This window comes from Serratia sp. D1N4 (assembly GCF_054552755.1).
The window spans coordinates 2379727-2393969 of record NZ_CM137274.1 but is presented as its reverse complement, the minus strand read 5'-3'; the positions used below and the strand labels follow the sequence as shown (position 1 = coordinate 2393969).

Below are 14243 nucleotides of genomic sequence, written 5' to 3'. Positions count from 1 at the left end.
GCGTCATCAATAGCCGAGCTGGATATCCACCAGGCCGGTGGGTGCCTTACCCGCTTCAAGCGCCAGAATATTAGCAGCAATTTGGTCCATTGCCTGCTCGGGTAAAGTAATGGCAGAAATATGCGGGGTGATAGTGACTCGCGGATGACGCCAGAACGGATGCGCCTGCGGCAAAGGTTCGTTGGCGAACACATCGAGCGTTGCCGCAGCGATTTGCCCTTGCCCAAGCGCCTGTAGCAGATCGTCTTCCACCAGATGCGCACCGCGGGCCAGGTTGAGCAAGTAAGCCTTCGGTGCAAGCTGGGCAAACAGTTGGCGGTTGAGGATCCCGGCAGTTTCCGGCGTATTGGGCAACAGATTGATCAGCAAGCGCGTGTCATGCAGAAACGCGGCCTGTTGCGCGTTGCCAGCAAAGCTCTGCACGCCGTGAATCTGCTTGGCGCTACGGCTCCAGCAACGCACGTTAAAACCAAACTCGGCCAGTTTTTGCGCCACGCTTTTACCCAGCACACCCGCACCGAGAATGCCGATAGTGAAATCACTCTGCTGATGGGGTGCCAGTGGCAACCAGCGTTGCTGCTGTTGCTGCACCTGATACTCATCGAAACGGCGGAAATAGCGCAATACGCCAGCCAGCGCATATTCCTGCATCTGCTGGGCCATACCGCTGTCTTCCAACCGCATCAGTGGCACGCCGGTTGGCAAGGTGCCAGGGTGCTGGCGTTCCTGCTCAAGGATGGCATCAACCCCCGCTCCCAAGGCGAATACGCCTTTCAGATCGCGGCGGTTGGCCAGCATCTCATACGGCGGCCGCCATACCAGCGCGTAATCTGCCTGAGCGTTATCTCCTGGCTGCCAGGCCCGAATGTTAGCCTGCGGTAAGCGCTGCGCCATTCCCGCCAGCCAATCTTCAGCCGCGAAGAATGGATGGTAAAAGATAATATTCATTGCCTGTCCCTTGATTATTGCTGTTTATTTTCTCATCCAGAGAGAACCCTGCGCTCTGTTGGGCGGGCTAAATTACAGATGATCGTTCGTCAAATCAGCAGATTGCTGCAAGTTTAACTAAACGCGCTCGGCGATGTAAGAAGAGTATTGACGCTGGGAATAGATTCTCCTACATTAGCGCCCATCGCCAGCGCAAAGCGTTGCCGATAACAATATGGTGAGGTGTCTGAGTGGCTGAAGGAGCACGCCTGGAAAGTGTGTATACGCGTAAGTGTATCGAGGGTTCGAACCCCTCCCTCACCGCCATATTCAAAGAGAAAGCCTGAATTCACGTTCAGGCTTTTTTGCTTTTATATTCCCCGCCCCCTGAGCTACCGGCCCGCGCTAACCGCCTGACAGCTTTCACGCAGTATGCGGATAATGCTGTCCGCACCGCTGCGATTAGGGTTTATCCTGATCATACGCTGCTCCAGGCTGGGGTCCGCCTGACGGAAGGTGCCGGAAACGCGGTAAAACAGCGGTGGGATCTCATACTTGGATTCAGCGCCAACCGGATAAGGCAATGCCCCCAATGCCTGCGCCTGCAACAACACCGCCTCAGCGATCGGTTGATGAAACTCCACCAGCAGCACTTTGGATTGCGCATTGGCCAGCAACACCTGCTTTATATGCGCTATCTCGCCCTGATTCAAGCGGCGCACCAACTCTTCATTCACTCGCGCCTGAACCGCGTGCATGACCGGCGCAAACGTCAGGCCGCGCAATACCTCCATCGCCTGAAAACCCTGGATCTGACTACCGCCAGAATACATGCTGCTGCGAATGGCGCTGATTGCCTGCTGCTTGCCTAATACCACGCCAACGCCCTCCGGGCCAAACAGCTTAAAGCTGGAGAAGGTTGATAATGTTGCCCCCTGCTCACAGCCTATCTTCGCTACTTTCATCACCGCGTAGTTATCATCGACTAGCGACGGAATGGCCAGTTGGTTCAACTGGTGGATAACCGCGCCCAAATCATAGCTATCATCAATTTTCTGGCGGGTGTGTTGCACCAATGCCGCCACTGGACGGTGCTCACGCACCGCTTGGGCAATCTGTTCCGGCTGATTGAAATCTGCACGAATCAATCGTAATCCCATTTGTTCAGCAATCACCTTGCTGGTGGGATAGATCGGCGCATCGTGGATCAACAGGCTATCGCCGCATTTGAGCAACGCAGCCAGCCCACAGCGGATCGCCCCCGTCCCGGCACCACTCACCAGCGCCGCCGCTTCGGCGGAAAAAAACTGAGCGATAACCGCCTCAACCTGCCGGGTAATTCGGGGCTGATTAAGCCCCGGTGCAAGCCCCAAATCCCCCTGAGTCAAAAACTCAGCGCCAGGGAAATGACGGCAGATAGTATCCACCAGCCGGAATTGAGCCTGCTGGGCCTGCGCCATATCCATGCTGGCAAGTGGAAAAGTTCTGATCATGGTTCACCCCACAGCGGTATCAGCCAATGCCGACAATCTGAATAATATTGGCCAATATCCCCACCACAATAGTAGCGATCGGGCCGATAGCCATCTCAACCAGTGGTCGTTTCGACGTGCGGTTGAGCAGGTAGAGCCCCGCCACCACCATAAAGCCCATTCCCGGCAAAATAGCGTTCGAGGCGATCATTCCCCCGACCAGCAGCGACACTTCCAGCATCCGGGTGATCGCGGTACGAATGTGGTCACCACAGGCTTTGACGCCAGGGTATTTATCCAACCCGATGGCGATTTTGGTTAGTAACTGGATCTCCATCAGCATAATGACGCAGCCCGCGATAAAGGCTATCCACGGATTATTGGTGGCTAGGCCGGCAACGAACACAAACTTCATGCCGTCCGGGCTGTAAACACCGGTCGCAATGGCCGTCATACCGACCAATGGCACAAAGCTGATGGCGCGCGCCAGCGCTACCAGCATGGCACTGGTTTGTTCACCATGGGCCATCAGTTGCAGTGAGACCGGGCCTTCTGCCAACAGACTAAAAGACATGGTTGCCGCAACCGCCGTCAGCCCGCCGCTTAACACCAGCAACCATTTATTCTTCTGGATACGCTCGATACGGCTGGAAAACAGCCCCACCAGCATTTCATTCGCCCCCGGTTGCTGGCCGTTGGTTGACGGTGCCGGTCGCTCTTTCATGGCAAAGTAGAACATGGCGATCATGGAAAGCAACAGCGCACTGCCATTGGGATCAAGTTTGACTGGTGTGGCGAGCAAACCACCAAAGCTGAGGTTGCCGACAGCCTGGGTGGCGAGATACCCCATTAGCGTTGCCACCAGCACCCAGATCCCTTTGCGGTAACCATATTGATAGCCCACAACAATGGCCGGGAAGAGAGCAAAGCAAGCCACAATAGGATCGCCCACTTTCCCCAAATTACTCATAAAGTTCACCGGCATATGGCTGAACAGCTCGACTACCGAACGCAGTCCGGTTAGCAGGGCGATCGCATACAGCGCGCCGATCACACCAGACAGCACCAGCCCCTTGCGGCTGTCGGCACTCCAAACGCCAATCACGTCGGTGCCGAGCAATAAACTGTGCACCAGAATAATCGGCGCAGTGAGGGAAAAAGGCAGCCCGAAGCCGATAATCAACCCGAAACTCAGAGCGAAGCTGGTTGCGCCAAGTGCCTTGCGGCTCATGCGCCCTTCCAGATATTCAGGCATCAGCGGGCGTAACCCGTCATGAAAGACCGCAATCCCTCGGTTAGCCATCATGGCGGAAATAGCCCCGATCAGTGCTAATAACCCCGCCTTCGTGGGGTCGATCTCAAGCAATCGCATTAAGAATGAGTGTTCCATGGCAACAGCCTCACAGAGAGAACAACGTGTTAATGATCACCGGTACCACCACATCAATATCTTGCCCCGTAAAACCAAAGGCGATCTTGCCCGCTTTGATGCAGGCGGCGATCTCGTCATCGGACAGGATCTTGCCAGGCATACCCACGGTGGCGCATTTATCCATACCGATAATGGCGATCGCCATGGCAAGCGCGCCGCCACCGCCGGTATTGCAGGCACCCAGATAGATATCTGCCTGGCCGCTTTTGATGCTCATCGCGGCTTCGATATCATTCATAATGCTGATAGACGTTGCTTTCTCACCGGCCAGGCGGCGCACGGCGTCGGCAATTTTTTCTTTTTCGATCTGGCCACCAATAACAAATTTCATCTTTTTATCCTTTTTATTCAGTTAACTAGCAGTGTCCTAAAAAATGTTCGTTACGGCTTGCATAACGCTGGGTAGGTATCAGTTGAAAAATCGAGCAGGGTTATCGCGCAGCATCAGATCCACATCGCGTTGAGACAGACCGGCCTCAAGCAACATCGGCACGAAGGTGTGCAACAAATAGGCAAAACCGATCCCGCCGTTGGCTTTTAAATGGGAGCGCCGGGTAATATCCATTGAGAGCATCACCTGCCCAAGCTGCTTGCGCTCAGCAATCGCTTTCAACATGGCAACCCGTTTACTGTCGGGGTAATAGTTGTTTTTGCCGATGGTATCGAACTGCACCCAAGCGCCCTGATCCAGGATCGGCAAAATGGTGTCGAGGTTGTCGGTAAGATCGCAATGCCCAATCACAATCTGCTCCGCAGGCACGCCAAAACTTTGCAAAAGCCGTAGCTGTTCATAGCCCATGGTGCTGAGGGTGGTATGGGTCGATATCGGCCTGCCGGTGCGCTGATGGGCCAAAGCGGCAGCGGCAAATACCCGCCGCTCATCGTCAGTGATTTTCCCGCGGCTGGAGCCAATCTCGGCAATCACCCCGGCTTTCATCGTCGTGCCATCAATGCCTTGTTCAATTTCGCTGCACATCTCCGCCGCAATTTGGGCTTCGCTGAGCAGGGCAAGGTGGGCGGGATAGAATGCCTGCTGGTAATAACCGGTGGAGGCGATGATGTTCATCCCGCTATCGCGCATCAGCGCCTGCAAAAATTCGGCATTGCGCCCCATATAGCGGTTGGTCATCTCCACAATGTTGCGCACCCCAAGCGCGAACAGTTCACGCATTTCCTGGCAGATCAGATCATATTGATCCAACTTGCAGTCGATATCGTTTTTCCCCCCGGAGAGATCAACATGCAGATGCTCATGCACATAGGTGTAACCTGAGTCATCAATCCAGCGGGTAAGCGGTTTCGCGCTTGTCATAGCGTGCTCCAATACGGGTTATGCGGCCTGATTAGGGGTAGAAATGAACGGCCATTCTGCGGTGCAGGGGCGTGAAAGAAATCGCATACGGTGGCACCGATATCCGACAGCGTGCTACGTAAGCCCAAGTCACCGGTTGGCGCGCCTGGGAGATAAACCAGTAGCGGTACCTTTTCCCGCGTGTGCTTGCTGTGGCCAATCGTCGGGTCATTGCCGTGATCGGCGGTGACGATCAGGCAATCCTCCGCAGCCAAACTGCGTAATATTTTCTCCAGGTTACGATCCACCAGTTGCAGACGATCGAGATAACGCTCCGTACTCTGGGCGTGGCCGGCAAGATCGGTCTCCTGAATATTGGTGCAGATGAAACTGTCCCCCGGCTTTTGCAGTTCGGTTAAGGTGATATCCAAAATAGTCTGGCTATCCACCAAATCCTGGTAGCTGGTGCCATGCGGGTTCTCCACAATATCGGCAACTTTGCCGATCAGGACCGTGCTGATGCCCACCTGATGCAACTGCTGTGGCACCTGTACGGCGGCATTCACGCCATACCCCATGTGCTGCACCTGAAAGCCGTTTTCATAGGCTCCAGAGGCCGGAGCGTTAATGCCGATGTACTTATCCTGCCGACTCTCTGCCGCTTGGTGAATACGCTGGCTATCGCCAATCAACCCACCAAAGGCGATCACTCGGGCCACCTTGACCTGCTCGCGCACGATGCGGCCAATTTTCTTGACCTCGTCGAAGGAGATCTGCGTCAGATTGGCGGTAACGTTAAATACCAGCCCCAGATCGGCCTCAATATTGTCCCCCGCCGCGACCGCATCATTCACCCACAGGTATTGCAAACCGTCCCCCATGCGCACCACTGGGTAGCCCGCCCGTTTCAAGGCCGCCTCCACCTCATCAATCACCGATGAAAAGGGAATACACACCGGCGTTTGTGGCTGGGTGCCCATGATTTCCTGGTGCCCCATAAAGGTATCGCCACCTTCATGCTGGAGGTTGACGGTGCCAAACACCGCGCTGGCCGAAGGTTTCATAATATTGGCTTGAAACCCCAAGGCATTAATCAGCCCAAGCCGTTCCAGCGCCGGTAGACGTACTTCAGGGTAAGCCTGCAAAATATGGCCGCAGGTATTAGCCCCCAGGTCCTGAGGCCGCTTCTGCGCAACGTCATCCATAGCACCAACGCCAAAACTGTCGATCACCAGTACCAGAAACTTAGCCATTGCAGCCCCCTTTTTTCACACGGCCCTGGCTGTCATAAATCCCTTCCAGCCTGGGTTTACCGGTGGCAATGCCGGATACCAGTGCTACATCGCTGCGGGTAACAAAAATCTGGGTGCGAAAGCACATGAACACCGGGCTACCCACGGGATATATCCCGTGCAAACCAATGTGATAATCGATACTGGATTCATTCTGCGGCTGAACGTTTGCAGTCAACAGTGGCCCCCCCTTCTCTGCGGCAACCAGCGCATGAAGGACATGGCCCCGGCGATAATAACCGCCACCATAGCAATAGCTGTTACCGGCGAAATGATGGGAAACCTCGGTGAGATAGAGCATGGCAATCTGCTCCGGCTGGTCACCCTCGATATTGGCTGGCATGGTGCCGCTCAGAGCATGACCAGGTTCAGTATGGGTAGCGCCATGCTGCGCCAGCAGCGGCAGCGTGGTACAACTGGCCGCAGAAGGAGCATTGATTTGCCGGATCTCCCAACCGCGTTGCCTTAACTGTTGGCTGGCCTGCTGTAACGTCTGTAGATTGTGCGTCGGTAAGGTTTGCTGCCGTTGAGGATCCCACAGCAAGCAGGGGAAATGGGTCAATCCTTGTAACAACAGCCCCGGCATGGCAGCGATTTTCGCCGCAATCTCTGGCAGTTGATCCAGTACAAAACCGGCCTCTTGCCCGGGATAGAGCAAATCGCCTGGCGCAAACACTTTCAGCATGACCGGTTGCACGTAGCCTAACCGCTGCGCATGTTCAGCAATTTTTGCGGCTTTCTCCAGTGAGAAAACGGTAATGACCTCTGGCCGCTGCGCCACTATCTGCGGGATCAATTTATCCGGGATCTGGACAAGATGCCCGACGTGGCACAGCGGGATCCCGGCTGCGGCAAGGCTCTGAGCCTCGCGAAAATCCACTGCCACCACGCCACGGTAACCCAGCGTAACCAAGCGCTCCGCCAGCCAAGGGTTACGGCCAATCTGCTTGGTCATCAGGTAGAGCTCAATACCGCATGCCCGGGCGACCTGCAACAGCAGGCGGGCATTGGAAATAACCCTATCAACATCAATAATATAGGTATCAGGCAGGATAAGCCCTTGGGCCCATAGATCCCTGGCGACACCAATCATCTTGGGGTTTTGCTTTTGCAATGCGTTAATAAACATATCTTCTCTTCTGCCGCCCTGACGAAGATCTTTATATCTTCAGTAATATGAATATTTAAGCCATGAAATAACGCATCAGTGCTGGCTTTGTCTCTGTAGCAAACTATAGAGATTAGCCAGCAGGTACCCTTCTTCATTGGGATGGGTTTGATGGCCAGATACCTGCAACAGATCCTGATGAATCTGCAAAAGTTGCGGATAAATGTCTGCCTCGCAGACCTCGCGTTGTAGCTCTTCATCCAAGGCTTGGATAACGATATTCTGCTTTGAGCGCATCAGAGCACTGGCCATATGGGTCAACGCCATCACGCCTTGCTCATTACGCACCGGAATTGACCAGCGGTTATCCAACGCATCAAGCACTCTCAGCATGCCATCACGCACTTCGCTATCAATCACGCCGCCTTGGCAGAGCAGGTGCAATCTTTGTTCCATATTCATCCCTCAATAAACCGGCCTTATCTCACCGGCAACAACGCGTTGCTGGTGGAGCAACAGGCCCTGACGATCCACCATGGTATGTAACAACTGCTGTGCCTGTGCATCATGGTGACGAGTCAGGATCACCGCCTCCGACGCACTGATAAAACAATCATCGCCGCTGAGGGATTCTGTCATCAACCCCAGGCGGGCCAATTCTTCATCATCGCTCACGTTCCAGATGGCTGCATCAATGTCACCGCAGATAATCTGTTTCAGGCATTCATGGTAAGAGATCTCAACCAAGGCGATTTCCTGCCCGGCAAAAAAGACAGAAGTCATGATTTTCTGATCCGCAGAGGCGCTGTCTATCCCCACTTTGCGTATGCGATCCCGTTCACCAAGACGATAAATCAGCCGGTGCTGCTCGGTGTAGCTGTGCTCCCCAAGCGACAGCGCGATCTGCACCTGGTGCTGCTGCACGTAACTTTCAGCCGCCAGTCTTGATGTCACTGCCAGATCGTAGAGGCCATTCAGCAAGCACTCAATCCGGATATCCGATCCCCGCATATGGGCAAAATAAAAGGGAATCTCCACAAACTGAGCTTTTAGTCCGCTGGCCAGCCCTTCATAAATCCGGGTATAAGGCAGCGGCATCGCGCAAACCACATTGCCGATATTGGCGTGTTTGAGTAGTGCCTTATGGTCGGCGGCGATGATAAAACTGCCATTACGCCCACGGCGATCTACGTCAATAGCGCCCGTCTGCTCAAGGCTTTTTAACGCCCCCTGCATCAACCCCACGGATAAACCACTCTCTTTCGCCAGGGCATCAATGGTTTTCAGCCTACTGCCTATCTGCTCTGTCAGCAGATAGCGGGCCAAAAACGATTGAGCAATCCCCTCTTTTTTTATAAATTTATGGTTCATTTTGCGCTTCGTCGCTTCATTGGTTTTATATTCATAAAAATGAATATAAAGATCAACGCAAGAAAAGTAAAAACTAGAGAGGTGTCACATCTACGTCGTTTGTCAGCTCAAACGCAATAAATAGGGGGGCAGTTCAGGTTCAGGCAGTACCGAAATGACTTTCAGCCGTTGCAGCGTACGGGCTTGGGAACGGTTGAGATGATCCCGTAAGCCAAATGCCGCAGAGTCATAAGCCCCTTGCAGCAGCATCTGCAACACCAGGCGGTGCTCATTCAGCATCATTTCATCCACTTTAACCCCCAACATATCGTAGAAAATCCGCGTGACGATAAGAGGAGACTGGCTTTGTCGCAGCACGGCCTGCATGGCTTTATTACCCGATGGCTCCAGGCAATGGATATGCAGATCTTCTTCCGCCTGCTCCAGGGCAGCCAGTGAAAAACCGCTATTTTCCAACTGCATCAGCCGTTCCAGGCTGTCCAACAACAATTGGCGAGGCAGATAAGGTGCGGCTTTACGCAGAGCAACCGGTTCCAGGCTGGCGCGGATTTCATAATGATCGGCAATTTCACGCGCGGTCAACGGCCCCACCAGCCACTGGGCATAGGACTCTTTTTCCACCAGGCCGCGATCGCGCAGGCGCATCAGTGATTCACGGATAATATTGCGGCTCACGTTGTGAAATTCTGCGGCTGCGCCTTCATTGACCTGATAGTGACCAAATACCATGCAGGTAGAAAGCGCCTCCTGCAAATAGCCAAGCACCTTCTCACCGGCACTGCGCGTATCCACCAGTTCTTCACGCTGGCGCAAGCCCAACACGGAACGGTTGAGAGGTAAACGCTGCGGTTCTACGTCTTGCCCTTCGGCGGCAACGATGAAACCGCGCCCTTCAAAACGCGCAATCACCCCTTTTTCATGCAGCAGCCCTAGTGCCCGACGAACCGGCACCCGGCTGGTACCAAAAACCTCCGCCAGTGGCCCCTCCAGCAACACTAACCCCGTAGGGACTGCACCAGATTGGATCGCGTCTTCCAGTACCTGCCTGATCATTTCATAACGCGCACCAACGCGCATTTCGCCGCTGTTCTTATCCGCGATCGTTTTTTCCATCTGCATGTAACTCTGCAACCGTTCTCAGCTGAATGAAGGCTATTATTACACATCGCGGCAGCTAAGTTGATGCAGCCACCACCCGTGCTCGCCACTTTGCCCTTCAGTGGTGCAAGTTGTCATTCCCCTGCCCACTAATGAATTATTTTAGATAAAATTCATTTTATCGGGTTATTCCTACGCCATTTTCTTTATACAAGTCACATAATTTTGATTTAACCCCTCCTTTATTTAACATTTAATAAGCATATCGATCACATAACAGCATAAAAAATAACCTACAGGGTTGGAAAGTTGGTATCTCTGTTGCTAGTTTAAAATGTATATTTCAATAAAAAATACATTTTAGAGGTGCTATGGACAACAAACTGTTGAAAACCTCTGGTAATCACGATGGCAACATTCGCGATGCCCGCTATTTTGCCGAACGCTTCCACCAGGGAACCTTCACCCCAAGCGAACTGACTGAGCAAGCATTAACTCTGGCAGAGTCGATGCCTGAGGTTTTTATCAGCCTAACCTCCGAGCGAGCACGCCGTGAAGCGGCTGAAGCGACACGGCGCTGGCAATGCGGAGCCCCGTTAAGCCCGCTGGATGGCATACCTATCGCTTGGAAAGATCTGTTTGATCTGGCCGGTTCGCTCACCACTGCCGGTTCCGCGACTCGCCTTAACGCCCCATTGGCCACGCTGGATGCCGCACTCGTAGCCCGGCTACAGGCAGCCGGAATGGTCAGCCTGGGGAAAACCAACCTCAGCGAGTTCGCCTATTCCGGGCTGGGCCTTAACCCACATTTCGCTACTCCGGCAATTTACGATCGTCACAGCGTAGCGCACGCACCGGGCGGTTCCTCCAGCGGCTCGGCCTGCGCCGTCGCGCGCGGCGTCGTGCCTATCGCCTTGGGTACCGATACCGCTGGTTCCATCCGCATCCCGGCAGCGTTCAACGGTTTGGTCGGTTATCGCAGCAGCCGCCAGCGTTACAGCCGCCACGGAGTGTTTCCCCTGGCACAGAGCCTGGACACCATCGGCCCTCTCTGCCACAGCGTGCGTGATGCTGTCACGCTGGATCAACTGCTGACCGGCGCTTCCTCAACGCCAACCGCTGTAACACTGCGCGGCCTGGTGCTGCGGGTTGATGAGGAGATCCTCAACGACGATCGCGTTGAACCTAGCGTGCGGCAAAATCTGCTGAATATGCTGAGCCAGCTCACTGCCGCGGGCGTGCTGATCGACCGGCGTCCTGTAGCCGCATTGCACCACAGCCTGCAATGGATAGCCCAACAGGGCTGGCCGGGTGCCGTTGAAGCCTTAACCTTGCACCACACGTTGCTTGAAAGCCCGCAGGCGGCACAAATGGACACCCGCGTCCGTACCCGCCTGATGGCCGCCAAGGCGTTACCTGCCGATCTATTGCCGCGCTTTTTACAACAACGCGCAGGCTGGCAGCAGCAAATGCGCACCGAGCTGAACGGCGCGCTGCTGGTTACTCCGACCGTCGCACACGTCGCCCCTGCGCTGGCACCGCTGGAAAACGATGCCGAACTGTTCGCTCAAACCAATCTGGCGACCTTACGCCTGACCATGCCGGGCAGCCTGCTGGATATGCCCGGCATCACGCTGCCAACCGGCCAGGATGCTAACGGATTAGCCACCAGCCTACTGCTGTCGTTGCCCAACGGGGACGATCAACGCCTGCTGAGCCTGGCGCTCAACATAGAACAACACATGGCCCGACAAGAATAAGGTGGCACTCCTTGCCTGATCGCCACCTGACCACCCCGGCAGGCCATCTGGCCACCGGTTTACCTGCGATAACTCGCAAACCTAGGAGCAATTATCATGGCTAAAGAAATACTCTGTGCGTTTGGTGTCGATGTGGATGCCGTTGCTGGCTGGTTAGGATCCTACGGCGGTGAAGACTCACCGGATGATATTTCACGCGGTCTGTTCGCCGGTGAAGTCGGCGCGCCACGGCTGCTGAAGCTGTTTGCCGATCATAACCTGCGCACCACCTGGTTTATTCCAGGCCACTCAATCGAAACCTTCCCAGAGCAAATGCAGGCGGTGGCCGCCGCCGGGCACGAAATTGGCGTGCATGGCTACAGCCATGAGAACCCAATCGCCATGACGCCAGCGCAGGAAGAAGCCATTCTGGATCGCTGCATCGATTTGGTGACCGAGTTAGCGGGTAAGCGCCCAACCGGTTATGTCGCCCCCTGGTGGGAGTTCAGCAACGTCACTAACGAGCTGCTGCTGAAGAAAGGCATCAAGTATGACCACAGCCTGATGCACAACGATTTCCATCCTTACTATGTGCGCGTTGGCGACAGCTGGACCCGCATTGACTACAGCAAACACCCCGACAGTTGGATGAAACCGTTGCAGCGCGGCGAGGAAACCGATCTGGTGGAGATCCCGGCCAACTGGTACCTGGACGATCTGCCGCCGATGATGTTCATCAAAAAATCCCCTAACAGCCACGGCTTCGTCAACCCTCGTCATCTGGAGGAGATGTGGCGCGATCAGTTTGACTGGGTGTACCGCGAGAATGACTACGCGGTGTTTACCATGACCATCCATCCCGACGTGTCCGGCCGCCCGCAGGTGTTACTGATGCTGGAACGGTTGATCAAACACATCCAAAGCCATCAGGGCGTGCGCTTCGTGACCTTTGATGAAATTGCTGACGACTACCTGCGCCGCGTGCCGCGCAAAGTCTAATCCTGACGCTAATGCTTGTCAGTAAGTTCCCTCTCCCTCAGGGAGAGGGGCTACAACGCCAGCAATTGCTGCATAACGATGCAGTTTTACGCTTACCTGACCGGCATTAAATCCTGGTTTTCCTATTGAATGAGTGACAGCAAACATGAGCATCTATAAAAAAACCACGGTCGATGGCTGGCAGCCACAGCAATTAACCCTGAAGGATGTCAAATTCGCCACCTGGATTGCATTCTTCGCCTGGGTATTCGCCGTCTACGACTTTATTCTGTTCGGCACGTTGCTGCCGGAGATCGGTAATCATTTCAACTGGAATGAAGTTGAACAGGCCAAGCTGGCAACCTGGGTAGCGGTTGGCGGTGCCGTTGTCGCCCTGGCCGTCGGCCCGCTGGTGGACAGGCTGGGCCGCAGGCTCGGCATCATCGTGACCGTCACCGGTGCCGCTGTCTGTTCGCTGTTGACCGCCGTAGGGGGAGCCTGGGGCAAAGGAGCCTTGATCGGCATCCGTTCGGTGGCCGGGTTAGGTTATGCCGAGCAGACCGTGAACGCGACCTATCTCACCGAGCTGTATGCCGCCATCAACGACCCAAAGCTGAACCGGCGCAAAGGCTTTATCTACAGCCTGGTGCAGGGGGGCTGGCCGGTCGGCGCGTTAGTCGCCTCGGCGCTGACCGCGCTGTTGATGCCGCTTATCGGCTGGCAGGGCAGCTTTATCTTTGCCGCCATCCCTTCATTTATCATCGCCTTGCTGGCGCTAAAGCTGAAAGAAACCCCACAGTTTCAAATCCACCAGCATATTCACTGGCTGCGTAACGCCAATCAGGCGGATAAAGCCCGGCAGGTGGCGGAGGATTACCATATCGATTACGGCGATCATCAGAGTGCCGGTCTGGCGGCGACGTTTCGCGGTACTTCGCTACGCGCCACCTTGGTGCTGGGCTGTGCGGTGCTGATCAACTGGTTTGCCATTCAGATTTTCAGCGTGCTTGGCACCACGGTGATCACCAAAGTTCACAACGTCTCTTTTGCCAACTCGCTGTTGATTCTGGTGCTGTCCAACCTGGTTGGTTACTGCGGCTATCTGGTGCACGGCTGGCTGGGGGATCGCTTCGGCAGGCGCAACACCATTGCCGTCGGCTGGATACTGGGTGGCCTGGCCTTTGCCGCTATGCTGTTTTGCCCGAGCAATTTCGCCATCATTGTCATCCTGTACAGCGTTGGCCTGTTCTTCCTGATTGGGCCCTATGCCGCCGCCCTGTTTTTTATCAGTGAAAGCTTCCCGACCGCTATCCGCGCCACCGCCGGTGCCTTGATCGGTGCCATGGGGCCGGTTGGCGCCATTATTGCCGGGATTGGCAGCACCACCATTCTCAGCAACGGCGGCAACTGGCAGAGCGCCGCGCTGTTCTTCGGCGCACTCCCCTGCTTTGCCTCGGGCATCATTATGCTGTTTGCCCGCCATGTGGCCCCCCACAGCGTGAAATAGTTCACACGGGGGAGTTGGCTCCCCCTAC

13 protein-coding genes and 1 tRNA gene are annotated in these 14243 nt (G+C 55.0%); 4 read left to right on the top strand and 10 right to left on the bottom strand.

The annotated features are described in order from the left end of the window. Positions 1–6: 6 nt before the first annotated feature. The gene (ghrA, locus tag ACX1CU_RS10380; RefSeq protein ID WP_459402471.1) at positions 7–948 is read right to left on the bottom strand and encodes a glyoxylate/hydroxypyruvate reductase GhrA; all 942 of its coding nucleotides are present in this window, start codon (positions 946–948) and stop codon (positions 7–9) included. 216 nt (positions 949–1164) lie between these two features. Here ghrA and ACX1CU_RS10375 point away from each other — a divergent pair. Continuing rightward, positions 1165–1254, top strand: a tRNA-Ser gene (locus tag ACX1CU_RS10375). A gap of 65 nt (positions 1255–1319) precedes the next feature. On the opposite strand, the gene ACX1CU_RS10370 is transcribed toward ACX1CU_RS10375, so the two are convergent. From ACX1CU_RS10370 to ACX1CU_RS10330, 9 genes are all read right to left on the bottom strand, one after another. Further along, a complete protein-coding gene (locus ACX1CU_RS10370) occupies positions 1320–2417 on the bottom strand; it encodes an aminotransferase class V-fold PLP-dependent enzyme (protein WP_459402773.1) in 1098 nt (365 codons plus the stop codon). 22 nt (positions 2418–2439) lie between these two features. Continuing rightward, positions 2440–3789 (bottom strand): YhfT family protein, encoded by a 1350-nt coding sequence (locus tag ACX1CU_RS10365; protein WP_459402470.1) that lies wholly within the window; start codon positions 3787–3789, stop codon positions 2440–2442. A gap of 10 nt (positions 3790–3799) precedes the next feature. Next, positions 3800–4162: a DUF2620 domain-containing protein gene (locus ACX1CU_RS10360; protein WP_459402469.1), complete on the bottom strand. Its 363-nt coding sequence runs from the start codon at positions 4160–4162 to the stop codon at positions 3800–3802. A 78-nt stretch (positions 4163–4240) separates the two neighbouring features. Next, on the bottom strand, positions 4241–5143 hold the full coding sequence (locus ACX1CU_RS10355; protein ID WP_459402468.1) for a phosphotriesterase-related protein: 903 nt from the start codon (positions 5141–5143) through the stop codon (positions 4241–4243). After that, positions 5140–6375, bottom strand: coding sequence for a phosphopentomutase (locus tag ACX1CU_RS10350; RefSeq protein ID WP_459402467.1), 1236 nt, complete (start codon positions 6373–6375; stop codon positions 5140–5142). The genes ACX1CU_RS10355 and ACX1CU_RS10350 overlap by 4 nt, the downstream gene beginning before the upstream one ends. Beyond that, positions 6368–7543: a YhfX family PLP-dependent enzyme gene (locus tag ACX1CU_RS10345; protein ID WP_459402466.1), complete on the bottom strand. Its 1176-nt coding sequence runs from the start codon at positions 7541–7543 to the stop codon at positions 6368–6370. The genes ACX1CU_RS10350 and ACX1CU_RS10345 overlap by 8 nt, the downstream gene beginning before the upstream one ends. 75 nt (positions 7544–7618) lie before the next feature. Further along, positions 7619–7978 carry a PRD domain-containing protein gene (locus tag ACX1CU_RS10340; protein WP_459402465.1) on the bottom strand — a complete coding sequence of 120 codons (360 nt, stop codon included), beginning with the start codon at positions 7976–7978 and terminating at the stop codon, positions 7619–7621. 9 nt (positions 7979–7987) lie between these two features. After that, on the bottom strand, positions 7988–8893 hold the full coding sequence (yhfZ, locus tag ACX1CU_RS10335) for a GntR family transcriptional regulator YhfZ (protein WP_459402464.1): 906 nt from the start codon (positions 8891–8893) through the stop codon (positions 7988–7990). Positions 8894–8995: 102 nt separating this feature from the next. Continuing rightward, positions 8996–10006 (bottom strand): GntR family transcriptional regulator, encoded by a 1011-nt coding sequence (locus ACX1CU_RS10330; protein ID WP_459402463.1) that lies wholly within the window; start codon positions 10004–10006, stop codon positions 8996–8998. Positions 10007–10362: 356 nt separating this feature from the next. Here ACX1CU_RS10330 and ACX1CU_RS10325 point away from each other — a divergent pair, with 356 nt between their 5' ends. The 3 genes from ACX1CU_RS10325 to ACX1CU_RS10315 all read left to right on the top strand — a co-directional run bounded on the left by ACX1CU_RS10325 (position 10363) and on the right by ACX1CU_RS10315 (position 14215). After that, a complete protein-coding gene (locus tag ACX1CU_RS10325; protein WP_459402462.1) occupies positions 10363–11751 on the top strand; it encodes an amidase in 1389 nt (462 codons plus the stop codon). A gap of 96 nt (positions 11752–11847) precedes the next feature. After that, the gene (locus ACX1CU_RS10320; protein WP_459402461.1) at positions 11848–12729 is read left to right on the top strand and encodes a polysaccharide deacetylase family protein; all 882 of its coding nucleotides are present in this window, start codon (positions 11848–11850) and stop codon (positions 12727–12729) included. Positions 12730–12874: 145 nt separating this feature from the next. Next, positions 12875–14215: an MFS transporter gene (locus ACX1CU_RS10315; RefSeq protein WP_459402460.1), complete on the top strand. Its 1341-nt coding sequence runs from the start codon at positions 12875–12877 to the stop codon at positions 14213–14215. Positions 14216–14243: the final 28 nt, after the last annotated feature.

Bases quoted from the DNA above. Each gene is read 5' to 3' on its own strand.
- ghrA (WP_459402471.1), bottom strand. From the start codon at position 948: ATGAATATTATCTTTTACCATCCATTCTTCGCGGCTGAAGATTGGCTG.
- ACX1CU_RS10360 (WP_459402469.1), bottom strand. From the start codon at position 4,162: ATGAAATTTGTTATTGGTGGCCAGATCGAAAAAGAAAAAATTGCCGAC.
- ACX1CU_RS10315 (WP_459402460.1), top strand. From the start codon at position 12,875: ATGAGCATCTATAAAAAAACCACGGTCGATGGCTGGCAGCCACAGCAA.
- ACX1CU_RS10330 (WP_459402463.1), bottom strand. From the start codon at position 10,006: ATGGAAAAAACGATCGCGGATAAGAACAGCGGCGAAATGCGCGTTGGT.
- ACX1CU_RS10350 (WP_459402467.1), bottom strand. From the start codon at position 6,375: ATGGCTAAGTTTCTGGTACTGGTGATCGACAGTTTTGGCGTTGGTGCT.
- ACX1CU_RS10320 (WP_459402461.1), top strand. From the start codon at position 11,848: ATGGCTAAAGAAATACTCTGTGCGTTTGGTGTCGATGTGGATGCCGTT.
- ACX1CU_RS10345 (WP_459402466.1), bottom strand. From the start codon at position 7,543: ATGTTTATTAACGCATTGCAAAAGCAAAACCCCAAGATGATTGGTGTC.
- ACX1CU_RS10325 (WP_459402462.1), top strand. From the start codon at position 10,363: ATGGACAACAAACTGTTGAAAACCTCTGGTAATCACGATGGCAACATT.
- ACX1CU_RS10365 (WP_459402470.1), bottom strand. From the start codon at position 3,789: ATGGAACACTCATTCTTAATGCGATTGCTTGAGATCGACCCCACGAAG.
- ACX1CU_RS10355 (WP_459402468.1), bottom strand. From the start codon at position 5,143: ATGACAAGCGCGAAACCGCTTACCCGCTGGATTGATGACTCAGGTTAC.
- ACX1CU_RS10340 (WP_459402465.1), bottom strand. From the start codon at position 7,978: ATGGAACAAAGATTGCACCTGCTCTGCCAAGGCGGCGTGATTGATAGC.
- yhfZ (WP_459402464.1), bottom strand. From the start codon at position 8,893: ATGAACCATAAATTTATAAAAAAAGAGGGGATTGCTCAATCGTTTTTG.